The sequence below is a fragment of the Variovorax multivorans genome, assembly GCF_051216835.1.
Classification (GTDB): Bacteria; Pseudomonadota; Gammaproteobacteria; order Burkholderiales; family Burkholderiaceae_C; genus Variovorax.
This window is the reverse complement of the sequence record NZ_JBPJZL010000003.1, coordinates 210,251-232,117: the sequence shown is the minus strand read 5'-3', so window position 1 is coordinate 232,117 and position 21,867 is coordinate 210,251. Positions and strand designations below refer to the sequence as shown.

Below are 21,867 nucleotides of genomic sequence, written 5' to 3'. Positions count from 1 at the left end.
GCTACAGGCGCATCAGGGATCGCTTCTGGCTCTCGGCCTTCTTCGCGGCCTGCAGTCTCAGGCCCAACGCTGTCGCCTGGGCTGCAATCTGGTCTCTCAGGGCCCTCACCCGGTCCCTGAGCGCGACGAGATTCGCCGTGATGGTGGCGCGGCGCACGGGGTCGGCGCCGTCGACCAGGCGGCACACGTTTTCTATGCCCGACAAGAGGCCTTCCAGCTGGGTGATGAGGAACAGGCATTCCTTGCGCAGCAAAGTGAGCTTCTTCACCAGCGCCTTGAGGGTCTGCAGGTTCCCCGTCAACGTCACCGCGAGCTGTTGTGTGATCTCTGTCGCATGTGGCTGCCACTGCGTCTGGAATCTGAAGAGCACGTTGGTGAAGATCGGTACGGTCGCCAGATGCATGTCGGACCCCAGTGCCAGCTGGGTCAGGTGGCGCGTCCGTTGGCTCGTTCGGCGCAGCGCGCCCAGTACCGGCACCAGCCCGGGTCCGATGTTGGTCAGGATCAGGTGGAGTATTTCCACGGGCATCGACAGCAGGCCGACCGGCATGGGCTGGTGTGCGATGGGAACTATCGTGATGGTGTTGGAGGCGGACTGAACAGCCACTGAGCCGCCTGGGGGCGGTGGCAGATCGGGAGGCGGGTGAGGAGAGTCGGGCGCCAACTCCTGCGGCAGAGTGCCTTCGTCAACAAAAGGACCGCAGCTCGGGCGTCGCGTGCAATAGACCGGGGGAGCGTGCGGGTCCCAGCATTTCAGACCGCAGCTGCAGACGTAGGGTGGCATCGCTGTTCTCCTCGAAGTGCGATGGAGGCCGTCGTTCCGCTCGCAATTCTCGAAGAGTGCCGTCCGTCTGCAATCACCCGATCATGTGATCCGCCCCTGGTGCCTGCCGGATGGCCGTCCCGCCCGGCGCTGCCTCGGCTTCTTCCTGCTCCACCCAATGCGTCCCTGCACCGTGAGCCCTGTTGCCGGCCTCCACGGCCGCCTGGAATGCGGCACGCACCGACGGTGTGTCAGGCTCCCACAGCCAGTGGCCCTCGACGGGGTGTCCGAACAGGCCCACGCACGGCAACCGCCAGCGCAGGCGGATCCATGGGCGCGAAGCTGCAGGAGTGCACATGCCGGCGAGTCTGCGCGGCGATGTGGGAGACATCTTGAGGGGGCCGCCTTGCGTGCAGTCGGCAATGCTCTTCTTTACTGCCCATCGGTCAGCCGCCGCCACGAGAGGCGGCGTGTGCTGCTCGAGGAGGAGACCGGAATGGTGGTTGTCGTCACGGCACCGGTCGAGTCCTTGGTGGTGGCGACGGTCTTGCCGCTGCTGGTTACCGCGAGCGCAGCCGAACTCGACAAGCCCGAACTCGACAGCAGCACGCCCGTATTGCTGGCGCCCGACACCGCGAGGCCAGTGGCGTAGTTGACGTAGTTGATGTAGCTGGAGCCGCCGGTGCTGCAGGCGCCCGAGGTGCTGGGCGTGTTGGAGACGTAGACCAGCGTGCCGGAAGAAAGCACCGGGTCTTCGTCGACGCGTTCGCCCGACTCGGGCATGTCCACGAACCAGCCGTACATGGTGCTGAAATTGGTGGTGTAGCTCACTGAACTGGCAGCCGTGCGCACCCCGGAGGAATCGGTGAGTGTCAGCTTGACGAAGCAGTTGGTCACCGTTCCCGTGCCGCATGCATTGCTGCGCGGGTTGCTGTAGATGGCGCTGGTGGTGGAGCTGCCGCTCAGCGAGTCCTTGATGGCGTACATGGACTGCACCTGTGTCGTCGTGATATCGGTCACGCCCAGGTAGGAGCCGGTGCCCACGAAGACCACGTGCTGGCTGCTCACCAGCCCCAGTTCCGGCGCGGTGGTGATGGGCTGGCGGGTGCCCGAGCTGTCCGACAGCGTGCCCAGAAGTTGCACCGTGGCGCTGCCGCTGCTGGAGGCCAGGGCGCTGATGTCGAAGCGCCAGAGATTGCCGAACAGGTCGCCGCCGTAAAGCTGGGTGGTCGTGTTGTCGGTGGAGCTGCTGGTCCAGCCGCTGATCTTCGCCAGGCCGCTGGGGCAAGGCGCGACGGAACAGCCGGTCACCGTGCCACCGCTGGAGGTGGTGCCCATGCCGTTGTCGATCTTCTTGATCAGCGCGCCGGTCATGGCGTTTCTCACCCACAGGTGGCCTTCGCCGTCGCCGTCGGAGACGTTGTTGTAGCCGGAGCTGAGGATGACAGCCCAGGTCCCGTCCGACAGCTTGGTGATCACCGGGGCGCCATAGGTGTAGCCCAGGTCCACGTCGTACAGATTGGGCGTGAGCGTGCTGCTCGAACTGAACTCCCACAGCACCGTCGGAGAGGCCGGGTTCGTCACGTCCAGCGCGTAGTACGCGCGGCCGCCATCGCCCAGGCCGCCCACGATGATGGTGTGCCAGGCACTGTTGTAGTAGACGTCGGCCTGCGTGATCTGGCCGTCCACGAAGTAGACGTGGTTGGACGCATAGTTCTTGTCTGCCAGCTTGTACAGATTGGGCAGCAGAACCGAAGGGATGTACGCCCAGGTCTCGGCGCCCGTGTCGGCGTTGAAGGCATGCAGCATGCCGTCGTTGGAACCCACATAGACCATGCCCTGGCGCGAGGCGTAGGTGGACTTGAAGGTGGCATAACCCGAGTCGCTGTAGCTGCGCGAGGGGGCCTTGATGTACACCGGCGTGGAGTTGACGACGTCGCCCAGGACGTGGGTGCGCGAACGGTAGTACTTGGTGTTGGTGGAGCCTTCGTTGCTGCGGTCGCCGCGCAGGTAGTTCACCAGGTTCACTGCGCCCGCGCCGGTGGTAGTGCCGGCGGTGGAACTGCCCACCTGGGATGCCGTCGCCAGACAGGCGCTGCCCGAGCTGCACAGCTGGGACAGTGAGCTGATCGACGCGATCTTGAAGTAGCCCTGCATCGTTGTCGTGAGCGCATCCCAGGAAAAACTGAGCTTCGTCGCGGTGCTGGGGTCGTAGGTGAAGATGGTGCGCGAGGCGTAGCCGACGTTGTCCAGCAGTGCCGTGGTGGTGAGGCTGCCCGAAGTACTCGAGCAGTCGGAGCCCGCGCCCGACTCGGCCCAGTCCGCCGTGGTGGAGGTGACCCCGGTGCTGGAATTGACTGCATAGCGCGCCAATTCGCCAAACCACTTGCCGGAACAATAGGTGGTCGAGAAGGTGTAGCCAGTCGAGGTGGAGGTCAGCACGGCGGCGCTTTGCGTGACCGCTGCGGAGCTGCTGGTCGTGGCGTCCACGGTGTTGAGGAAGTTGGTCAGGCTGGTCTTGATGTCGGATGCATTCGAGGCGCTGTAGTAGCCGCCCCGGCCGTTGACGGCGGCATGCCAGAGGTCGTCGATGGCGGTTTGAGTGTTGCTGACCGGCGTGGGCCAGTTGCAGCTGCCGGAACTCTGCCAGTTGCATACCCCCGCAGCCTGCGTCGTGCTGCTGGTAGCGGTGCCGTTGGCGATGTCGTAGTAGTCGCCGCTCGTGGCGTTCGCATAGTCCGCGTCGAACAGCATGTAGCCCGAGGCACCCAGGCCGATGGTGGATGTCACCATGTTCTGGCGCTTGTTGGAATAGCTGTTGCTGGAGACGTCCGTGCCGCTCGTGTTTGTTGCGTTGCTCAGGGAGGATGAGCGCAGATCGGTGACGTAGTAGTACTCCGCCGTGTCGGCCAAGGTGTTGGACACCGCATTGCCATCGAGATAGGGGCGGGACTCACTGCCGTCCTGATCGCCGATGGCGGTCGTGCCGTCGACCTTGTAGGGCGTTGCGGTCTCGTTCCAGTAGCCGTCGGTCGACAGCAGCGTGTAGTTGCGCTGGCAGGCGTACTGCATCGGATCGGTGGTCGTGACGCCATTGATGGAGGAAACCTTGGCGGCGTAGTAGCGGCCGGCATTCGACAGTGCGGTGCGAAGCGGCGTGGTGCCGCTGGCCTGGGCCGCCAGGAGCTTGCCGTACCACAGCGACTTCTGCCCGCCGCTGGTGGTGGTGTTGTCGGCGATGTTCAGGAAATCCGTCGAACTGCTGACCTTGTTGATGGTCATGTAGCCCAGCCGGTAGCTGGAAGTCAGCCCGCTGAAGGCGAGGGTCGTGGCGCTCTTCATCGCTTGCATGCGGGTGTGGTAGTAAGCCCACCAGTTGGCGAAGTTGGTCATCTCCTCCGCATAGGTGCAGGTGGTGCTGTTGGTGGTGCAGTCGGTGCGCGTCGTGGAGCGGGCGCTCGTGCCGGGGTAGGCATAGGACGTTGTGCTGCTGCTGATGGTGGTCTGCACCCAACTGCCTGGCGTGCCTCCGCTGAAGGCGGTGACGGTGGCCGTCATGCTGCCGGATTGCGTGACCACGGGCGAATAGCCATAGGCATCGGCGCCTTTGGGCGAGGTGATGGTCACGGTACTGCCGCTGCGGCTGGCGCTGTAGCCGGCAATGCCGCAGTTGCCGGTCTTGCTGCTGGTGCAGTTGTTGATGGCCGTGACGATGTTGGTGGCCACCGTGGTGGACGACGTGCTGGCCGAGGTCGTGGCCGAGAGAATCTGCACGCCGTTGACCGTGATGCCGCTGATGCTCGTGCTGCCCGATCCGCTGATGACGATCGTTGCGGTGGAGCTTATGCCCGGATACCGCGGGTACTTGTAGGTGGCCGGTGCGGAGGTGCTGTCGACGTAGACGGCCTGGCAGGTGCTCAGTGCGGACGTGGTGCACCAGCGCAGGTAGGCCGGGTAGGCATAGGCGGTGGTGGCCGCGCTCTGCTTGTTGCAGGTGCGCAGGTTGGCCGAGGAGCAGTACTCGCCAGGAATGAAGGTGTAGTACGTGGCGGGGGTGCTTGTTCCCGTGAGGTCGGTCGTGCCCGTGGAGATGATGCCGAAGCCGTCGGTTGGCACCTTGGCCCATGCCGACGTGTTGGCCGAGGTCATGCTGGTGTAGCTGGTGCTGGCGTAGTTGACAGGCGGTGTATAGGTGACCGACGGGTCGTAGTAAATGCCGTTGAAGCGGCTGTTGCGGTAGAGGTACGGATAGCTGCTGGCGCTGTAGTCGTCTGCCCAGTCCGGGAGGTAGGCAGAGCTCATGCTGCCGGAGTTGTCCAGGATGAACATGATGTTCGGCTTGACTAGCGTGGCCGAGGATGTTTCCAGCGGGGCCGTGGCCAGGTCGGTGAGAGCACCGAAGGCGGGTGCTCCGAGGATCAGCCGCCAGGGCGCCCACATAGGCGCCCACATGGGCACGCCAGCGGCCGGCGATCGACCTGCGGCCGGGAAAGAACATATTCATAGGGCGACCATGGCTTGCGTGAAGGAGACGGTATTGCGCGGCCCGCTCACCTTGACGGTGATGCGGTAATAGACCTGGGTACTGGACGTTTGGGTGCTGCCGGACTTCTTGCTTCCGCCGGTGTTCACGGTCAGGGGTGAACTGCCACAACCGTTGGTGGATGACGCATCGCCTGTGCTGGCGCACATGCGCTGGATCAGATAGGCCGCGGTATTGCCCGAGCTGTCCTGGCTCAGCTGGATGGCGGTGTAACCCGCACTGACCAATTGGGTCCACAGCTGCGACCAGGACTGCGTGCTGCTGGGGTCGGTGCGTGTGGCGGCGTAGCCATGACTCGCCTGGTTGCAGGCCAGCACGGAGGTTCCTGTCGAACAAGTGCTGGCGGTGCTGGAACTGGTCTGTCCGCTGTTGTTCTCCAGCCAGGTCACCGCCGTCTCCACCGCCTGGTCGGCAGAGGTGGAAGCCGCCTGTTCGAAGGCCAGGTTGCCGGCGATGCTCGCCGAGCTGGAGACGGTGCGCATGAGGCCGATCGCGGCCATGCTCATGATCGCCAGTGCAATCAGGACGATGATCATGACGAAGCCACTCTGCCTGCGCTGCGGGCTCAGCATGCAACGTCTCCGCTCTGGTAGGTGACCTGGTTGCCGTTCCAGATGATGTCGCGCAGCGGCACCGTGGTCTCGATGGTCTTGTAGCGGTAGTGTTTCCAATCCGAGTTGGCGCTGAGGTCAATCGCCAGAGCGGTAGGCGTCACGGTGGTCAGCGTGCTGGTGGTGCTGGTGTTGGTGCTGCTGCCGGACCAGGTGGGTGCGGTGGTGGTGACCGTGTCCTTGTCGTATTGCTGGCTGCGCGTGACCACCGCGAGCCGCAGGCCAACCACTCGCAGCCAGCCACAGTAGCTGGACAGGCCCGAGGTATCGCTCGTGCTGCCGGGGGTGGTCTGGTCGTAGCTGTCGACCACGCCGTCCATCTTCGGCGTGCTCAGGTCGCTGGTGTCGCGGCCGTACTGGGCCCGCAGGCTGGCGACGTGGCTGGCCACCGGGACCCAGACGCTGCTGTTGAGCGTGGTGGTGTAGCTGGTGTCGCCGCAGTTGTAGACCGCGTAGTCGCACACAGTGAGGTTGCCGTTGCGGATCGCATAGGCATGGATGACCGGGGCGGCCCCCAGGTTGTAGACGGCGGCCTCCGCAGCCGCCAGGCCCGCGGTGCCGCTGGACACAGTCAGCACATAGCTCGCAATGGCAGTCACCTTGCCGAGAGTCATGGCGCAGGAAGAGGTGCTGTCGCGTGTGGTCGAGGCGGCCATCACCCAGTCGCCCGTGGCGAAGGACGACGGGGTGGTCACGGTGTAGCTGGTGGCGGTGCTGGTGCCCGCGAGGGCGTCCCCCTCGGTGGGGCTGGCCGAGCTGCCGCTGACGACAAGGAGCGTGTCGGTGCTGGTGTCACCCGCGGGTACCAGCGAAGTGCCTGGATTGATAGTGACCGGGGCCAGCGACGACAGCGTAACGCTCTTGCTGTCCGAGGTCGTGGTGTACGTGAGACTGCAGCCCAGCAGCGTATAGGCACTGATGCCCAGGCCGGCCTGGCTCAGTTCACGCGTCAGGATGTGAGTGGCCGTGGCGGCGTTGATTTCAGCGTCGCCGCTGGTACTGGTCAGCCGCTGCTGTGTGCTCGTGGAGTACAGCAACTGCACAACGATCAGCACTGCCAGCATGCCGACCAGCAGGCCGACCATGAGTTCGATGATGCTGAAACCGTGCTGGCTGCGAATGGGGTGTGGGGCGGGCATGAAGGTTCTCACGGCTTCATCTGCGCCATGGCCACGTACTGGTGGGCGCTGCTGTCGCCCGGGCCCTTCCAGTAGATGGTGATGGTGGCCAGACTGCTGCTGACGGCCGAGCTGCCGCCGCCGGCTACCGTGCTGAAAGTGACGGTCGGCGGCAGGCTGCTGATGCCCGGCAGGTTCGATTTGTCGACGGTGGCCTTCCAGCTCGTGTAGCCTGTGCCGGCGGCAGTGCTCCCGTAGTTGGCCTGGAGGGTGGCTGCCGTGCGGTCGCTCATCCACATGCGACTGATCAGGTCGCTGGCGAGCATGGCGGCGGTTGTACGGAATTCGGCACCAGTAGCAGTGCGCGCTGCGCTGGCGTAGAGGCCGGTGATGCCCAGCAGGCCGATGGCGAAGATGAGCAGCGCAGCCATCACCTCGATGAGGGTGAAGCCGCCCATGGCGGATGAAGGTGTTTGGCGGCGCGGCATGGTCAGCAGGTCATGGGGTCGGTGCTCCCGCTGCGCGCGGGGTCGCAGATGCGGGCATCACCGCCCGGCGAGACGATCACGTTCAGGCAGCGCACCGAACCACCAGAGGCGACGCAGGTGCTGCTTGCGCTGGTCAGCTGCACCGTCAGCGTGGCGATTGACGTGGTCGGGTTGCTCGTGGCCGACTGGCGGCCCAGTGCATCGAAGCCCACGGTGCTGCGCGATGCGGTGAGCACCAGATCCGAGCTCTTGCTGGATTCGATCGGGCTCTTGCTGATCAGGTAGGGCGTACTGGTGGCGCTCGGGGCATTGCCGCAGGCGCCGGCCGGTGTCTGGGAGATGCCGGCGTTCACCACCCAGATCGCCACGCTGGTACTCAACGCGCAACTGGCGTCCAGTGAGCTGACGAACTGCAATCGCGTGCCGGTGTTGCGGCGGATGGCTTCCGCCCGGGCCGTCTGCAGATCGGAGCGCAGCGACTCGGCCGTGCTGCGCAGGCGGTTGTTGCGTGTCCAGTCACTGAACCCGGGTGCGGCCAGCAAAGTCAGGATCGCCAGGATCGTGATAGCCACCATCAACTCGATCAAGCTGAATCCCGCCGACGAAGGCTGCCGCGTGCGCATCAGCAGCTCCCGCCCCTGGTTGTGATCCAGCAGCTCGACGAGGTTGCGGTCCATCCCGACACGCCGGTGATGGTGGTAGTCCGCGTGCCGTCCTGGTCGATGGTGTAGACGAAGCCAGCCATGGCAGACGTGCCGGTGGCGGTGATGGTGTAGCTCGTGGACGAACTGGGCGAGCAGGTGAGCGTGAAGTACTTCAGGTTGGTATTCGAGATGCTCACGCCGCATGCACTGGTGGAGCCGGTGGCGTAGTAGCTCTTGGCATCCTGGAACCACTGCTCCATCTTTGCGTTGCTGGCGGAGAGATTGGAGGTCGCCTCCGGAATGCGGCCGCGCCGCACGTAGTCCGTGTAGGAGGGCAGGGCGAGGGACGCCAGGATCGCCACGATCGCCACGGTGACCATCACCTCGATCAAGGTGAAGCCGAGCACTCGCGCACGGAGCTCTTGAGGCTTCTTCTGCAGCCGCGTCATGGTGGTTCTTCTCCTCGTGTAACCGGAAGCAATCAGAAACTTCCTGGACGCCGAGTCGAACATGCAATTTGGGAGAAAGCTGGCTGATGCGTTGGGGTTTGTGTGCGCGTGGGCGCAGTGAATCCGACGTTTCTCCGACTTTGTTGTCGAGCATCGCTGCTGCATCGGATCGACCGATGTTCAGGAGAAGTGATCGATGAAAAAGAAGATGTTGCCGTCCCTCGGGATGGCGTGTCTGGTGGGCTGTTCGGCCGCGGCGTGGGCTGCATCGACGACCACGGAAAGCAGCAGCGCAAGCACCAGCAGCACTGGCGGCAACTCGGCCGTTGATGCTGCATTGAAGACCTGCGCGGCCAGCGTGGCCAAGGATTCGAACGGCGGCCCCGACGAGACCGCGATGACCGCGTGCATGACCAAGGCGGGCTTCACCAAGCCCGCGCAGGACGGCGGCAGGCCACCAGCACCCCCTGGCAGTGCACCCCGGAAATGACGGTACGGCAGCGGTTACCTCGCAGCAACCGACGCCGGCAGGCGACTGAGAGCGAGACGTTGCCGCATGTGTACGACGGCCTCGCACCCGAGGGTGGCCCGGAGCTGAGGTCGGATGCCATCAGCCTCGAGGCCGCCATCGCGATGACCGGCATCAGCAAGCGCACGCTGTGGCGTCGCGTGTCCGACGGCACCATCGCCAAGCACAAGGAAGACGCGCGGGGACGGGCGATGCTCGCCTTTGCGCAGATCGCCGGTCTGATCAAGCTCGAGCTGTCCGATGAAGACCTGCACATGATCGTGAAGGCCGACAGCGGCGATGCGAACGCGCAAGCCGATGTTGGCGAGATGTTCTTCGTCGCGGGCCGCTTCGATGCGGCCGTCTACTGGCTCGATCTGGCGGCCGCGCAAGGTAATGCCGACGCCATGCAGTGGCTCGGCAACTGCCATGCATCGGGCCTGGGCGTGCCGAAGGACGACAGCCTCGCGATCATGTGGATCGCCAAGGCGGCTTCGCTGGGGCATCCGGTGGCCTGCCAGCAGATTCAGGGCATGAGGGCGGGATGCGGCGAGCCGTAGGCGTCCGGTTGTCTGCGTGGATTGTTTGCCCTGCACTCGTGCTCACAGTACTGGCAGCTTGCGTAGGCTCACGTAGGCCTGGTGATGAGCCGGCCGATTTCGGTGCGGATGTCGCGGTGCGCAGCATGATCGTCGCGCAGCAGAAATGCAATGCGGCGGGAGTGCCGGATCTCTACGAGTGTGCTGAAGCGCCGCCTTCGTCAACAGGTGAGCGACTGGCGGCTCGCGCGGCGCTCGATATGTATCAGCTCTTTCAGCGAGGCTGTCTCGATACCACGGGTGCGGGGCAGTGCGAGGCGCTGGTGGAGGCCGCATACCGCAAGGCCAGCGCGCAACAGATCTCGTCGCCCTGACGCAGACGCAAAAAAAGCCGCCATAAGGCGGCTTGCGTTAAGCGATGCGGCTGAATCAGGTGCCGTTAGGGCAGCCCGCCGGTGCGTACTTCGAGTCAGCTGTAGTTGCGCAGGTCCAGCTGCCCGCGGTGCTTCGAGTCCAGGTGATCGTGTAGGGCGTCGCTTTCAGCGTTGCAGCCGCACTGCCGGCGAATGTGGCTGAAATGGTGCCGCTAGTAGTCAGCGCGACAGTATTGGTGGTCGTGCTAAGTGCCGTGCCAGCAGTCGAAGCCAGGGGGGATGTATAGCTCAAGATGTTGGAGCTGGTAGCGCCGAGGTCGCAAGCGGCCGCATCAGTCTTTCCATTGTTCAGGCAATCTTCATACGCCGTCTTCAGGGCGCCGGTTTCGCCCATGGCGCGAGCCACTTGCGACTTGGCGATGTAGGTCTGGTACTGCGGAATCGCAATAGCAGCCAGAATGCCGATGATCGCCACGACGATCATCAACTCGATGAGGGTGAAACCCTTTTGCACGTTGCGTGCGAAGGAACGATGGTTCATTGTGAAACTCCTGCAGTTGAGAAAGTGCGCCCGGAAAAACTCACCGGGACGAACTTCTTTCTGCAGTCCGCATGCCACCCGTCTTGCGGTGGTTCATGCGTGTTTTGACAGGTGTTTCAGGAGGTAAAGGCGCGGACCTGTTCGTGCCGCTTCGTCATGACGCGCGGCGGCGCGTGCCATGGCATCTGAAGGGTGGTGTCATCGCGCGTGTGCGCGGGCTTTGCTCAGTGCGCCGCAGACGCCAGCCGTTGCGCCTCGAGCGCCAGAGGCACGCGAACCTGCGCAACAAGCCCATGCGAGCCAGACCTCAGCACCACGTCGCCGCCATGCGCGCGCGCGATGGAGCGGCACACGGCAAGGCCAAGTCCGCTACCCGCAGCACGCGAGGACCGCGCCTGTGCCGTCCGATAGAACGGCTTGAACACCTGCTCGATTTCGTTTGTGGGCAGCCCCGGCCCACGGTCGCCGATCTCGACCACTGCGTCGTGCCCATCGGTGAACAGCCGCACGCGTGCCAGGTGCCCGTACTTGACGGCGTTCTCGATCAGGTTGTCGAGCACGCGGCGCATGCCGATCGGGTCGACCTCCACCTGCGCGCTCTCGACGCGTCGCAGCTGCACGTTCTTGCCGACGAACACGGCCTGCTCGACCACGTCCTCGACAAGGCTCGAGAGGTCCATGCGTTCGCGCGCGCTCACCACCGAGGCATCGCGGATGAAGCTGAGCACGGAGCCGATCATCAACTCCATCTCCTGGACGTCTTCGAGCATGCCGGCGCGCACGTCGTCGGGCACGTCCTCGATGCGAAAGCGCAGCCGCGTGAGGGGCGTGCGCAGGTCGTGGCTGATGGCGCCGATCATCACCGTGCGGTCGTCTACGAAGCTGCGCAGCCGCGCCTGCATGCGGTTGAAGGCCTGTGCTGCGCGGCCGATTTCGGCGGGGCCCTCCAGTGCCAGCACCGGCGCCGCAGGGTCGCGGCCCAGTTGGTCGGCCGCGCGCGCGAAGCCGGCAATCGGCCGCACCAGCCGGCGAGAGAACAGCCAGCCCGCAGGGGCGACGATTGCGGCAGCGATCAGGAACCACAGCAGCACGCGGCGCTGCCACGCGTTCGGAAAAGACTCGGGCACCGGCTGCACCACCACCCAGCTGCCTTCGGGCGTGTAGACCGCGGCGATGAAGTCGCCTTCGACGAATGGCGCGGGCGCGAGCCCGAAGAGGCCGCGCGCGGCGGGGCGTTCGTTGTCAGTGGTGGCGATGGGTGTCGTGATCGTCGTGTCGGTGTCTCTGGACGCGTGGGGCGGTTCGACAGGGGCGACGACGCGCGGCGGTGCAGTCGCGGTCACAGGTGGCGTACTGGCCGAAGACGGCCGCGTGGCGGGCTCGGCGCGCGGCGATTGCGCGGTAGGGGGGGCAACGGGTGCCTCGGCCCTGGCAGGGGCCTCGCGGCGTGGTGGGCTTTCGATGACCGGCGGCAAGGCTCGCATGGAGGGCCCTGACTGTATTGAGGGGGCTCCGGGCTGGCCTTGGGCGGGGCCCGATGGCGGCGCTGCGGACGAGAGGCCCGGTGGAGGGGCGGCACCGGTTGCGCCCGGCGCAGTCATTGAGCCTGGTGCAGTCGCCGAGTCCGGCGCGGTCGTCGTGCTCGGTGTCGCCGACCCGGGCGATGGCGGTGTGCCGGCGGGGCCTGCACCGCTACCGGGGGAAGCCGTTGCCGTGCTGCCCGGAGGGTTTCCGGCCGCGGGCGTGGGCGTGGATGGACCGCCCGACGCGTCCGGCGTAGTGGCCGGCGCATTGCCCGTCGCGGGATTCGTTGTCACGCTGCCGGGTGGTGGTGACGGCGGAGAAGTGCCCATCTGGTTTCCCCTCGGGCCTCCCATTCCACCCGGAAATCCCATGCCTCCAGGCCCACCGGGTCCTCCCGGTCCGCCGCCGCCTCCGCCGCCCCCCGGCCCACCTCTCGCCTGGACCCGCAGAAAGCCCGCTCCAGCAAAGGTGTTGGCGATGCGGCGCGGCACTGGCTGCGCTGCGTCATGCCCGTCTTCCGTTGCCGCGACAGGGCCCGTGGTGCCCGCGAACGGCAGCGGCGTGAAGAAGTACAGCCGCACCTCGGCCTCGTCGCGCGTCAGCAGTTGCGCCAGGTCGCGCCGCGAGCGTTCGGAGGTCAGCCAGCCTTGCCCCTTGGGTTGGGGCGCGTTCGCATGCAGCGTGCGCTGCAGCAGGTTCGCGTTGCGGCCTTCGGCGCTTCGGCCAGACAGCACGCGCGCAATGTCGCCCATCTCCCATTGGCGCTGTGGTTGCGGCGGGAGAAGCACGGTCAGCGCCAGTGTCACGACTTGCGCCACCACCAGCCCGCCCAGCAGCAGGCCCATGATTTGCCACGCGAGCGGCGGGCCCGACCAGCGGCGCGCGGTACCTTGGGAGTTCATGGGTTGATGCTGGCACGGACGGGAAGCGATGTCACGCCACCGTGGCTCGATCTTTGCGTTCCCATCTTTTTTCTCCCAGCTGTCAGCGCGAATGCGCGAGGCCAGGGCATGCGCAAACGTTCGAGCGTACGAGTCTGTGAAGCGGATGTTGCAGCCAGATTTCAGCGCATTGCAAATTATTTCAAGGCTCGCGGGGCTTCGGGCGGGGGCCGCGCCCGGCCTATGATCCGCTACCCGATCCGCCGTAACGTGAACCTGTCTACCCGAATCCTCATCGTCGACGACGACGCCGGCATCCGCAGCCTGGTGGCGTCCTTCCTGGAGAAGCACGGCTTCCATGTCGATGCGGCTGGCCATCCCGCGGAAATGCGCGAGCGGCTCGCGCAGGCCGACTACGCGCTGATCGTGCTCGACGTGATGATGCCCGGCGAAGACGGCCTGAGCGCGCTGCGCGAGCTGCAGCGCATCGGCGGGCCGCCCGTCATCATGCTGTCGGCCGTGGGCACCGACATCGACCGCATCGTGGGCCTGGAGATCGGCGCCGAAGACTACCTGGCCAAGCCCTGCAATCCGCGCGAGCTGCTGGCGCGCATCCGCACCGTGCTGCGGCGCACCGCGCACGCGGCCGCTGTCGGGCTGCCGGCGCAACAACCCGTGCCGCCGCCGCTTTCCGGCGCGGCCGCAGCGCAAGAGGCGCAGCAGCCCACGGTGCTGCACTTCGCGGGCTGGCGCATGGACCTCGAAACCCGGCTGCTGCATGACCCGCAAGACCGCCCGGTGGACCTCTCCGACGGCGAATTCCGCCTGCTGCGCGCGCTGGTGCAGCACCCGCGGCGGGTGCTCACGCGCGACCAGCTGGTGCAGTACGCGCTCGGCGCCGAGAGTGATTCGTACGACCGCGCCATCGACGTGCAGATCAGCCGCCTGCGACGCAAGCTGGCCTTTGGCGAGACGCGCGCCGACCTGATCCGCACCGTGCGCAACGAGGGGTACATGTTCGTGCCCGCCGTCACGCGCACCCGCGAAGCCTGAGCCCTGATCACCGCAACACGGTGAAATTCGCAGGCAATGCGAAGGGCTCAATCTCGGGGCTTCGCATCCATCACCTCTACCGACTCATGACTTCGTTCGACTGGCTGTGGGATTGGCGCACCCTGATCGCGCTGGCCGTGTGCGACGTCGTGCTGCTGGCGATGTTCCTGGCCTGGGATGCCCGGCGCCTGGCGTTCCTCCTTGCCCGGCGGTGCATCGTCGAGCACGAGCTGCCGCGCGAGAAGAAGCGTCTTCGTGTCGGCGTCAGCCTGGAAGACCGTGGCGTGTTCCCTCGGGAATCGCCGGGGTCGGGGATCTGAGCTCGAGCTTGCGGAAGGCGTCGGCGCAGATTGGCACCGTCAGCGTCTCGACGAACACCAGGTCGAAGGACAGCGTGGCCAGCATCGCATCGGCCTCTTCGCGCGCGGGCACAAACACCACGCACCGTCCCGGCGCGAGGACCCCCAGGACGCTATTCAGGCGGCTCGCGACAGCGGGATCGCTTTCCACCACAAGTGCACCGAAGAAAGGCTGTGGCCGGAACATTCCCGAGGCGCCGCCAGGGAGCTTGGTGTCGAACACGGATGTGCTTTCTTCGGGAGTGGGCCGTCGCGAGCGGGGCGTGCTAGAGCATCGTCTTCGGATGCTCGAGGCGGCCCGGCCCCTGCTTGCGCTTGCAACCGCCGCCGGCCGATGTGATCGGTGCGAGCGTCGATTGGCTGTAGTTGCCCGAAGCGCCGGCGTCACGCGCTGCGCAGCCAGTGTCGCTCGCGGCCACGAAGACACCGAACGCCAGTGCGCCGAAGGCCAGCAGGCCCGCGAGAAGCGACAGCCAGAAGGACTTCTTCAGCCGCGGCGCAGCGACGAGGGCGGGCTGTGTTCTGCGCCAGCGTGCTTGCATGGTGAGTTCCGGGAAGTGGCGATCCGCATGCGCCAACGCCGGCAGGCCGGTGAAGCGCAGCGCGTGCGATGCACCGTGCGGGTTGCGATGCGGGGTGGTGTTCATGAACCGTATCGTGAACTTCAAAGGGGGAGAAAAATTGGATGCGGACCCCTTCGATGGCCATCGGCTGCCGCAGAAATTCAAAAGCCGGCGCGCCGTCGAAGACGGCGGCCGGCCAAGGAAGCAGAGACTGCGAGAAGGCCTAGAAGTCGAGCTTGGCGCTCAGGCTGAAGGTGCGCGGGTCGCCGGGCTTGATGTAGTTGTCGTACTGGTATTCCCAGTACTTCCGGTTCGCCACGTTGTTGATGGCCGCGCGGAAGGTCGTGTTGCGCCCGCCGATGCGCGTCGTGTAGCTCGCGCCGATGTTGGCGATGGTGTAGCCGGGCACGGTCAGCTGGTTCGCCGCGTTCAGCATGGTGTTGCCCGTGTACTTCATGTCGGCCGACAGCTTGAGGCCGGGCACTTGCGCCACCGTGTACGACACCTGCGCGGTCGCCACCAGCTTCGGCGCGCCCGCCACGCGGTTGCCGACGTAGCTGCTGCCGCGCTCGTACGAGCTGTCGAGCAGCATCAGGTTGCCGCCGATCTGCCATTGCGAGCCCAGCCGTGTGGAAGCGCCGAGCTCCAGGCCCTGGTAGATCGACTGGCCGTCCTGCACCAGCACGTTGGAGCTGTTGGCGTATTCGGCGCCGCGCTCGATGCGGAACAGCGCGGCCGTGGCGCTCCAGCGTTCGCGTTCGGTCTTCACGCCCAGTTCGTACTGGCGGCTCTTCAGCGGGTTGAGCAGTGCGCCGTCGTTGGCGTAGAGGTTGCTCACGGTGCTGCCGGGCTCCAGCGATTCGACATAGCTGGTGTACAGCGTGGTGTCGGGCGCGGGTTTGTACATGAGCGCCAGCGTGGGCGTGATCACGCCGCTCTTGCGGTAGGTGGAATTCTGCAGGCCGGTGGTGTCGTAGCCGACCTGTTCGTAGGTGGTGCTGCGCAGGCCGGCCAGCACCGACCACTTTTCGGACAGCTTCATCGTGTCGCTCGCGAATACTGCGCGCTGCGTGATGTCGCTGTTGCGGTAGGGCGTGAGGTTCGTCACGCTGTTGTAGCTGTTGGTGTTCTGCCCGAAGATGCTGCCGGTGCCCACCAGCTGGTAGACGGCGTTGCTGCTGTAGTAGTTGACCTGCTTTTGCCACGACGCGCCCAGCGTCACCTGGTGCTCGAAGTCGCCGGTGCGCAGCTTGCCCGTGGCCATGGCCTGCCACTGGTTGAAGCGATGGCCTTCCTCGCTGTCGGAGCGGTAGTCGTCATAGCTGCCGCTTGCGTCCTGCAGGTAGGAGATGCCTTCGTTGCGACTGCGTGTGGCACTGCTGTGGCTGTAGCTGGTGCTGAGCGTCCAGTCAGGCGACAGCTGGTATTGCAGGCCGGTCGAATAGAGCCTGAAGTCGGTGGCCAGGTGCTGGCCCGGGCCCACAAGGCTTGCGTTGTTGGCGCTGATCGTGGACGGCAGGCTCGTGCCCGTGTAGCTGCCCAGGTAGATCGATGGCGTCTGGCCGGTGGAGGTGCGCTTCTGGTAGAGCGAGTCGAAGGTCCAGGTGAGCTTGTCGGTGAGCTTCGCGTCGAGCCCGAGCGACACCGAGTCGCGGCGGATGTTGCCGTCGTTGTAGGTCTTGCCTTCCTCGTGCGTCGCGTTGAGCCGGTAGCCGAAACGGTCGTCGGTGCCGAAGCGCCCGCCCAGGTCGACGTGCTCGCTCCAGATGCCGGCGGTCTTGTAGCCGACCTCGATGCTGCGCACCGGCGTGTCGGTCGGCTTCTTCGTCACGTAGTTGACGATGCCGCCCGGCGAGCCAAAGCCGTACATGAAGCCCGACGAGCCCTTGAGCAGCTCGATCTGCTCGAAGTGCTCGTAGGGCATGGTGATGGCGTAGCTGAGGAAGGGCTGGCCGTTGATGCGGTAGGCGTTCTGCCAGTCCAGCGGCAGGCCGCGCACCGTGATGTAGCTGGCCCAGCTGCTGTAGGCGCCGCTGTTGTCGGACACCGACGCGTCGAGCGCGAACACGTCGCCCAGCTTCGACACCTGGCGCTCGGCCATATCCTCGCTGGTCACGACGGTGGTGGAGAAGGGCGTTTCAAGTTGCGAGCGAGCACCGAGCGCGCCGCTGCTCACCTTGGCGCCGAGGTGCTGCTGCGAGTCGTCCTGCGATTCGGCCGTGACCGTGACGGTCGGCAGCGAGGAGGTTTCTTTGTTTTGCGCCTCCTGTGCATGTGCGCGGCCAATCTGGGCGGCCGCCCACAGCACCAGCAGCGTGGCGCGCGCGGGCGGGCCGAATGCGCTGCGCCTGAATGAAGTCGGGGAGGGGACCGTGACGGTGCCGGCGGTGTTCTGGCGTCCAGGATTCAACGTTGACTCACTTCGCAAATAAGAATGCTTCTCATTTTAGAGTTGAATCTCGGAGAAATCTTGGAGGCCACCCGCCGTCGGGTGCTGCTTGCTCCCCTCAGTGCCCGTTGCCAGGCGCCGGCGCCAACCCGCGCTGCTTCAGGAAGTCGTAGAGGCTGACCGCGAGCACCTGCGCAATGGGTATCGGCAGCGTCACGCGCAGCACGGCGGCCCGATGGACAGGGCACCGGTCGGAGCTGTGGTCGACGCGGCTGGCGTCGAAGGTGATGTGCACGCAGCCCGCGTTGACCCAGTATCCCGAGACTTCGTCCGCGAACACCTGCGGGGCGTGCAGGTCGTCGATGTAGGTGGCTTGCGGAGGCTGGGACATGGTGGCTCTGGAGATGCAGGAGCCCCGATGATCGGCACCAATCTGGTAGGAAAAATGGTGCGGCAGCCTACGCGCCCTCAGACGATCCGCACCGACAGCTCCGGCAGTCGGTCGATGTGGATCTCGATCAGGTCGCCGCGCACCACGGGCCCGACGTTCTCCGGCGTACCCGAGTAGATGATGTCGCCCGGCTTCAGCTCGAAGGCCTGCGACAGCCGGCTGATCTGCTCGGCCACCGACCAGATCATGTGCTTGAGCGTGGCGCTCTGCTTCGTCTGCCCGTTCACCTTGAGCCAGATAGCGCCGTCGGTGAAGTGCCCGACCTTCGCCACCGGGTGGATCGGCCCGATGGGCGCCGAATGATCGAAGCTCTTGCCGATTTCCCACGGCTTCTTCTGGTCGCCCATCTCGCGCTGCAGGTCGCGGCGCGTCATGTCGAGACCGAGCGAATAGCCGTACACGTAGTCGAGCGCCGAGCTCGCCGGAATGTTGCGCCCGCCCTTGGCCAGCGCCACCACCAGTTCCACTTCGTAGTGGTAGTTCTTCGTGAGCGACGGGTAGGGATGGTCGGCCACCACGCCGGGCGTCACGACCTGGATCGCGTCGGCCGGCTTCTGGAAAAAGAAGGGCGGCTCGCGACTCGGGTCAGAGCCCATCTCGCGCGCATGGGCCTCGTAGTTGCGGCCGATGCAGTAGATGCGGCGCACCGGATAGACCTGCTCGCTGCCGACGATCGGGATGGTCGATGCAGAGACATCGAACGGCGTTGCCTGTGTGCGGCTGGCGCCGGCGGGCAATGCACAACCGGCAATGGCGCCCGTGGCCATGGCAGCGGAACCGGCCAACAGGCCGCGACGGGAAGTGAGCATGAGGGTCTCCTTGGTTTTATGAAGAAACGCGAAGAAGCGCCAGGAAAGGCGCACGCCGTACCTCGCACGGCAGCTTCATTCTGGGACGGCGAACCGCCGCGCAACCGTGCGCATCTACGCAAAAACAGGACAGAACCCACCACTGCAGAATCGGCGTACAGGCCGCGGCACTGGCCAGCAGGACGTTCCCATGCTCACCCACAAACAGCTCCGTTATTTCGTCGACATCGTCGACGCGGGCAGCTTCAGCCTCGCGGCCGAGCGCCTCTTCATTGCGCAGTCGGCCCTGAGCCGGCAGGTCAAGGAGATGGAGCGCCATCTGCAGGTGCCGCTGCTGGAGCGCGACGCGCGGCATCTGGAGATGACGCCTGCGGGCCGTTCGCTGTACGGCGATGCGCGGCGCATTCTTGCCGCCCTCGAGAGCGCGGCCGTGGGCGCGCGACATGCGCAGCGCGGCATCGAGGGCACTGTGCAGTTGCTGCATTCGAGCTCGGTGCCCCTGACGCATGGCTTGCTCGAATGCCTGAAGGACCATGCGCAGCGCCATCCAGGCGTTTCCATCGAGGTGTCGCAGCGCGCATCGGAACATCAGGCGCAGGACATCGAGCAAGGCAATGCCGACGTCGGCTTGGCGCGCGAACCGGTGCTGCGCCGCTACCCAGGCGTGCGACAGGCGCCGCTCTTCTCGGAACCGCTGGTGGTTGCCGTGCCGGCCGCGCATGCCCTGGCGGGCCGCGAGCACGTGGCCATCGCCGAATTGCGCCACGAGCCCTTCGTTGCGACACCGCATCTCGAACGCGGCGGCCTGAGCCATCGCGTGGCCGAGCTATGCCGCGCGCAGGGCTACCACCCGACCAGCGCGCAGGTGCGTTCGCGCAAATGGTCGCAGCTGGCGCTGGTGCAGGCGGGCTTCGGCATCGCGATCGTGCCCGAATCGATGGGACGCATGGCGCCCGAGGGCGTGAAGCTGCTTGCGCTGGACGGCGACGATGCCAGCACCACCGTGCTGGTGCTGTGGCGCGCCGACGATGCCACGCGGCTTGCGCAAGACCTGGTCGGTTCGCTGTGTGCCGCCATGCAGGCACCGCGCGGCGGAGCCAGCTGATTTCGAGATCGAAGGGCGCCCCATTCGGCATTGGCGCGCAAGGCACGAAGCCTCTAGATTCGCGGGCATGGATTCCTTCTTCGGCGCCTTGCCGGTCACGCCCTATCAGTTCGCCGTTGTCTGCGCGGGCGTCGTTGCCGCCTACGTCATCTTCGGCATTGCGGGCTTCGGCACTGCGTTGATCGCGGGGCCGGTGCTGGCCAACTTCATTCCGGTGGCCAGCGTCGTGCCCTTGCTGGCGCTGCTCGACTTCTTCGCGGCCGTGGTCAACGTGAGCCGCGACGCGCGTTCGGCTGACACCAGCGAGCTGCGGCGGCTGGTGCCGGTGATGGCGCTGGGCAGCCTTGTCGGCGCGGCGTTGCTGCTGCTCGGGCGGCCGCAGGTGATGCTGCTGGCGCTGGGCATCTTCGCGGTGGCCTATGCGCTGTATTCGCTCAGCGGCATCAAGCCTGTTTCCAGGCTGTCGCCGCGCGCGGCCGTGCCCTTCGGCTTCGTGGGCGGCATCTTCTCGGCAATGTTCGGCAGCGGCGGCTTCATCTACGCGATCTACCTGTCGGGGCGCATCGCGGCGAAGGAGCAGATCCGCGTGACCCAATCGACGCTGATCGGGCTCAGCACACTCACGCGAGCCCTGCTTTTCCTGCTGGCCGGCGTGTACGCGCAGACGTCGATCCTGTGGCTGGCAGCGCTGTTGTTTCCGGCCATGCTCGTGGGCACGGCGGTCGGGCGGCGCATCACGCTGCGGCTGTCGCGTGAGCAGTTTCTCAGGGTGGTGGCGCTCGCCGTGCTGTGTTCTGGCGCCTTCCTGATCTACCGCTATGTCGCGGCCTGAACGCCTAGCGCAATCAGTGGCACGCCCGCATAGGCCAGACTGAACATCCGCAGGATCAGCGCCGCGTAGAGGCCTGTCAGGAGCCAGACTGCCGCGCGGCCCCATGGCATGAGCGACACGCTGATGAGCGCGCCCGCCAGCGGCAGCAACTGCTGTGCGTGCACGCCGAGGAAGTGAGGCACGCGCAGATCACCGCCGGTGGCCGACCAGCCGAACAGGGGGAGCGTTGCGCTGCCTGAGATGGCGCCGATGGTCGATCCGCCGTGCTGGCTGATCGCGATGCCCGCGCCCGCACCGGCGACGAAGGTCAGGACCAGCCCCAGCACCACGGCCAGCCTGTAAGGCGCCGCCAGCGCGTAGCCGTGGCGCGCGAACAGCCACGCGAGCGGCAATGCCGTGGCGTTGAGCGACAGCGCCCCCACGCCCATCAGGCTGTACATGACGATGTGGAAGGTCGAGTCTTCATTGAAATGCGAGGCCTGCCCGAGGGCGCCTTGCAGCGTGATGTAGCCGACCTCGAAGACGCCCATGGCGATCACCACCGCGACGATGGCGCGTTCGATGCGGCCGCCGCGTCGCTCGCGCGGCAGGTCGCCGAGCAGCCATGCGGTGGTCAGTGCATAGAGGCTGACCGAAGCCATGAACTTCAGCGGCTTGACCCATACGCCGACGCCGTTCAGCGTGCGCGGATCGAGCCATGCAGCCACGAGGGCAGGCACCATCACCGCGAGCAGCAGGCCGCCGAACCACGCCAACTGCGGTTGCCGCCGATGCACCTCGCGCGCCAGCGCCATGCATGCGGGCGCGACCCGCAGCGCCAGGAAGGCCAGCAGGCCGACCGGCCCGAACAGGAATGTGAGGGCGAAGCAGGGAATGAGCAGTACCGGCGCGATGCCTGCGCGCTCTCCCTCGCGTGCGATCCACGTGCCCACGAACAGGTCGAAGGCAAGGTAGTGGAACCATCCGGCGGTGAGCAGGCCCGGATGCTGGAACAGCGCGTGCACCGCCGACAGCGAGCTGTAGCCGCCACCGGCCGCGGACCAGTACGTCGCCATCAGCCACCAGTACGCCAGCCCGAGGCCAACGGGAATGACGATGCCTGTCGTTGTCCAGATGACCGGCTTGGCTCGCCCGAGCCACGGGGCCGCGCCGAGCGCCGCCCAGGCAGGAAGAGCGACGGTGCTGCCTGCGCTGAAAAGTGAGTCGAACATGCAAGGGCCTCCAGAAAAAATGGGGCTCGCCAGGATTGGCATGCCGTAATCTTGACAGTGTTTAGATAAAAGCGCCAGCAGATTCTTTAGAAGGTAGAGTTCCCCCTTTGAA

The 21,867-nt window shown here is 65.9% G+C and carries 23 protein-coding genes; 6 read left to right on the top strand and 17 right to left on the bottom strand.

The window, feature by feature from the left end; translation table 11 throughout:
• Position 1: 1 nt before the first annotated feature.
• The 9 genes from ACSFCA_RS08115 to ACSFCA_RS08075 form a co-directional block, all read right to left on the bottom strand.
• The gene (locus ACSFCA_RS08115) at positions 2 to 550 is read right to left on the bottom strand and encodes a hypothetical protein (RefSeq protein WP_258353161.1); all 549 of its coding nucleotides are present in this window, start codon (positions 548 to 550) and stop codon (positions 2 to 4) included.
• 307 nt (positions 551 to 857) lie between these two features.
• Complete coding sequence (locus ACSFCA_RS08110) at positions 858 to 1,121, bottom strand: hypothetical protein (RefSeq protein WP_435459306.1); 264 nt, start codon at positions 1,119 to 1,121, stop codon at positions 858 to 860.
• A gap of 74 nt (positions 1,122 to 1,195) precedes the next feature.
• Positions 1,196 to 5,215: a pilus assembly protein gene (locus ACSFCA_RS08105; protein ID WP_435459307.1), complete on the bottom strand. Its 4,020-nt coding sequence runs from the start codon at positions 5,213 to 5,215 to the stop codon at positions 1,196 to 1,198.
• A 48-nt stretch (positions 5,216 to 5,263) separates the two neighbouring features.
• Positions 5,264 to 5,878 (bottom strand): pilus assembly PilX family protein, encoded by a 615-nt coding sequence (locus ACSFCA_RS08100; protein WP_435459308.1) that lies wholly within the window; start codon positions 5,876 to 5,878, stop codon positions 5,264 to 5,266.
• A complete protein-coding gene (locus tag ACSFCA_RS08095; RefSeq protein ID WP_435459309.1) occupies positions 5,872 to 7,056 on the bottom strand; it encodes a PilW family protein in 1,185 nt (394 codons plus the stop codon). The genes ACSFCA_RS08100 and ACSFCA_RS08095 overlap by 7 nt, the downstream gene beginning before the upstream one ends.
• Positions 7,057 to 7,064: 8 nt before the next feature.
• A complete protein-coding gene (gene pilV, locus ACSFCA_RS08090) occupies positions 7,065 to 7,523 on the bottom strand; it encodes a type IV pilus modification protein PilV (RefSeq protein ID WP_093077553.1) in 459 nt (152 codons plus the stop codon).
• 2 nt (positions 7,524 to 7,525) lie between these two features.
• The gene (locus ACSFCA_RS08085) at positions 7,526 to 8,200 is read right to left on the bottom strand and encodes a GspH/FimT family pseudopilin (RefSeq protein WP_258353166.1); all 675 of its coding nucleotides are present in this window, start codon (positions 8,198 to 8,200) and stop codon (positions 7,526 to 7,528) included.
• Entirely contained in the window at positions 8,146 to 8,616 is a 471-nt protein-coding gene (locus ACSFCA_RS08080; protein ID WP_309148859.1) for a type IV pilin protein, read from the bottom strand. The genes ACSFCA_RS08085 and ACSFCA_RS08080 overlap by 55 nt, the downstream gene beginning before the upstream one ends.
• 180 nt (positions 8,617 to 8,796) lie before the next feature.
• Positions 8,797 to 9,027 (bottom strand): hypothetical protein, encoded by a 231-nt coding sequence (locus tag ACSFCA_RS08075; RefSeq protein WP_435459310.1) that lies wholly within the window; start codon positions 9,025 to 9,027, stop codon positions 8,797 to 8,799.
• A 147-nt stretch (positions 9,028 to 9,174) separates the two neighbouring features.
• Between ACSFCA_RS08075 and ACSFCA_RS08070 the strand changes: the two genes are divergently transcribed.
• Complete coding sequence (locus ACSFCA_RS08070) at positions 9,175 to 9,684, top strand: hypothetical protein (protein ID WP_435459431.1); 510 nt, start codon at positions 9,175 to 9,177, stop codon at positions 9,682 to 9,684.
• A 125-nt stretch (positions 9,685 to 9,809) separates the two neighbouring features.
• Entirely contained in the window at positions 9,810 to 10,037 is a 228-nt protein-coding gene (locus tag ACSFCA_RS08065) for a hypothetical protein (RefSeq protein WP_143062583.1), read from the top strand.
• 55 nt (positions 10,038 to 10,092) lie between these two features.
• On the opposite strand, the gene ACSFCA_RS08060 is transcribed toward ACSFCA_RS08065, so the two are convergent.
• Entirely contained in the window at positions 10,093 to 10,578 is a 486-nt protein-coding gene (locus tag ACSFCA_RS08060; RefSeq protein ID WP_309148860.1) for a pilin, read from the bottom strand.
• A gap of 224 nt (positions 10,579 to 10,802) precedes the next feature.
• The gene (locus tag ACSFCA_RS08055) at positions 10,803 to 13,004 is read right to left on the bottom strand and encodes an ATP-binding protein (RefSeq protein ID WP_435459311.1); all 2,202 of its coding nucleotides are present in this window, start codon (positions 13,002 to 13,004) and stop codon (positions 10,803 to 10,805) included.
• Positions 13,005 to 13,226: 222 nt separating this feature from the next.
• Here ACSFCA_RS08055 and ACSFCA_RS08050 point away from each other — a divergent pair, with 222 nt between their 5' ends.
• Both ACSFCA_RS08050 and ACSFCA_RS08045 read left to right on the top strand, forming a co-directional pair.
• Positions 13,227 to 14,036, top strand: a complete 810-nt coding sequence (locus ACSFCA_RS08050) for a response regulator (protein WP_258353169.1) — start codon at positions 13,227 to 13,229, stop codon at positions 14,034 to 14,036.
• A gap of 20 nt (positions 14,037 to 14,056) precedes the next feature.
• On the top strand, positions 14,057 to 14,356 hold the full coding sequence (locus tag ACSFCA_RS08045; RefSeq protein ID WP_435459312.1) for a hypothetical protein: 300 nt from the start codon (positions 14,057 to 14,059) through the stop codon (positions 14,354 to 14,356).
• Here ACSFCA_RS08045 and ACSFCA_RS08040 read toward each other — a convergent pair.
• The 5 genes from ACSFCA_RS08040 to ACSFCA_RS08020 form a co-directional block, all read right to left on the bottom strand.
• Entirely contained in the window at positions 14,301 to 14,618 is a 318-nt protein-coding gene (locus ACSFCA_RS08040; protein ID WP_435459313.1) for a response regulator, read from the bottom strand. The two genes, ACSFCA_RS08045 and ACSFCA_RS08040, sit on opposite strands and share 56 nt — an antisense overlap.
• A 43-nt stretch (positions 14,619 to 14,661) precedes the next feature.
• Positions 14,662 to 15,042: a hypothetical protein gene (locus ACSFCA_RS08035; protein WP_435459314.1), complete on the bottom strand. Its 381-nt coding sequence runs from the start codon at positions 15,040 to 15,042 to the stop codon at positions 14,662 to 14,664.
• Positions 15,043 to 15,181: 139 nt separating this feature from the next.
• On the bottom strand, positions 15,182 to 17,272 hold the full coding sequence (locus ACSFCA_RS08030) for a TonB-dependent siderophore receptor (RefSeq protein ID WP_435459432.1): 2,091 nt from the start codon (positions 17,270 to 17,272) through the stop codon (positions 15,182 to 15,184).
• A 193-nt stretch (positions 17,273 to 17,465) separates the two neighbouring features.
• Positions 17,466 to 17,738, bottom strand: coding sequence for a hypothetical protein (locus tag ACSFCA_RS08025; RefSeq protein ID WP_093057387.1), 273 nt, complete (start codon positions 17,736 to 17,738; stop codon positions 17,466 to 17,468).
• Positions 17,739 to 17,815: 77 nt separating this feature from the next.
• Positions 17,816 to 18,607, bottom strand: a complete 792-nt coding sequence (locus ACSFCA_RS08020) for a fumarylacetoacetate hydrolase family protein (RefSeq protein ID WP_258353173.1) — start codon at positions 18,605 to 18,607, stop codon at positions 17,816 to 17,818.
• Between the two features lie 190 nt (positions 18,608 to 18,797).
• Between ACSFCA_RS08020 and ACSFCA_RS08015 the strand changes: the two genes are divergently transcribed.
• Both ACSFCA_RS08015 and ACSFCA_RS08010 read left to right on the top strand, forming a co-directional pair.
• Positions 18,798 to 19,712: a LysR family transcriptional regulator gene (locus tag ACSFCA_RS08015; RefSeq protein ID WP_435459315.1), complete on the top strand. Its 915-nt coding sequence runs from the start codon at positions 18,798 to 18,800 to the stop codon at positions 19,710 to 19,712.
• Between the two features lie 67 nt (positions 19,713 to 19,779).
• A complete protein-coding gene (locus ACSFCA_RS08010) occupies positions 19,780 to 20,544 on the top strand; it encodes a sulfite exporter TauE/SafE family protein (RefSeq protein ID WP_435459316.1) in 765 nt (254 codons plus the stop codon).
• Here the strand turns inward: ACSFCA_RS08010 and ACSFCA_RS08005 are convergent.
• Entirely contained in the window at positions 20,529 to 21,755 is a 1,227-nt protein-coding gene (locus tag ACSFCA_RS08005; RefSeq protein WP_435459317.1) for an ABA4-like family protein, read from the bottom strand. The two genes, ACSFCA_RS08010 and ACSFCA_RS08005, sit on opposite strands and share 16 nt — an antisense overlap.
• Positions 21,756 to 21,867 lie beyond the last annotated feature (112 nt).

What these genes read in the sequence shown, in the direction of transcription:
- ACSFCA_RS08115 (WP_258353161.1), bottom strand. Translation starts at nt 550, where the DNA reads ATGCCGGTCGGCCTGCTGTCGATGCCCGTGGAAATACTCCACCTGATC.
- ACSFCA_RS08110 (WP_435459306.1), bottom strand. Translation starts at nt 1,121, where the DNA reads ATGTGCACTCCTGCAGCTTCGCGCCCATGGATCCGCCTGCGCTGGCGG.
- ACSFCA_RS08105 (WP_435459307.1), bottom strand. Translation starts at nt 5,215, where the DNA reads ATGTGGGCGCCTATGTGGGCGCCCTGGCGGCTGATCCTCGGAGCACCC.
- ACSFCA_RS08100 (WP_435459308.1), bottom strand. Translation starts at nt 5,878, where the DNA reads ATGCTGAGCCCGCAGCGCAGGCAGAGTGGCTTCGTCATGATCATCGTC.
- ACSFCA_RS08095 (WP_435459309.1), bottom strand. Translation starts at nt 7,056, where the DNA reads ATGCCCGCCCCACACCCCATTCGCAGCCAGCACGGTTTCAGCATCATC.
- pilV (WP_093077553.1), bottom strand. Translation starts at nt 7,523, where the DNA reads ATGCCGCGCCGCCAAACACCTTCATCCGCCATGGGCGGCTTCACCCTC.
- ACSFCA_RS08085 (WP_258353166.1), bottom strand. Translation starts at nt 8,200, where the DNA reads ATGGACCGCAACCTCGTCGAGCTGCTGGATCACAACCAGGGGCGGGAG.
- ACSFCA_RS08080 (WP_309148859.1), bottom strand. Translation starts at nt 8,616, where the DNA reads ATGACGCGGCTGCAGAAGAAGCCTCAAGAGCTCCGTGCGCGAGTGCTC.
- ACSFCA_RS08075 (WP_435459310.1), bottom strand. Translation starts at nt 9,027, where the DNA reads ATGCACGCGGTCATCGCGGTCTCGTCGGGGCCGCCGTTCGAATCCTTG.
- ACSFCA_RS08065 (WP_143062583.1), top strand. Translation starts at nt 9,810, where the DNA reads ATGATCGTCGCGCAGCAGAAATGCAATGCGGCGGGAGTGCCGGATCTC.
- ACSFCA_RS08060 (WP_309148860.1), bottom strand. Translation starts at nt 10,578, where the DNA reads ATGAACCATCGTTCCTTCGCACGCAACGTGCAAAAGGGTTTCACCCTC.
- ACSFCA_RS08055 (WP_435459311.1), bottom strand. Translation starts at nt 13,004, where the DNA reads ATGAACTCCCAAGGTACCGCGCGCCGCTGGTCGGGCCCGCCGCTCGCG.
- ACSFCA_RS08050 (WP_258353169.1), top strand. Translation starts at nt 13,227, where the DNA reads ATGATCCGCTACCCGATCCGCCGTAACGTGAACCTGTCTACCCGAATC.
- ACSFCA_RS08035 (WP_435459314.1), bottom strand. Translation starts at nt 15,042, where the DNA reads ATGAACACCACCCCGCATCGCAACCCGCACGGTGCATCGCACGCGCTG.
- ACSFCA_RS08025 (WP_093057387.1), bottom strand. Translation starts at nt 17,738, where the DNA reads ATGTCCCAGCCTCCGCAAGCCACCTACATCGACGACCTGCACGCCCCG.
- ACSFCA_RS08020 (WP_258353173.1), bottom strand. Translation starts at nt 18,607, where the DNA reads ATGCTCACTTCCCGTCGCGGCCTGTTGGCCGGTTCCGCTGCCATGGCC.
- ACSFCA_RS08015 (WP_435459315.1), top strand. Translation starts at nt 18,798, where the DNA reads ATGCTCACCCACAAACAGCTCCGTTATTTCGTCGACATCGTCGACGCG.
- ACSFCA_RS08010 (WP_435459316.1), top strand. Translation starts at nt 19,780, where the DNA reads ATGGATTCCTTCTTCGGCGCCTTGCCGGTCACGCCCTATCAGTTCGCC.
- ACSFCA_RS08005 (WP_435459317.1), bottom strand. Translation starts at nt 21,755, where the DNA reads ATGTTCGACTCACTTTTCAGCGCAGGCAGCACCGTCGCTCTTCCTGCC.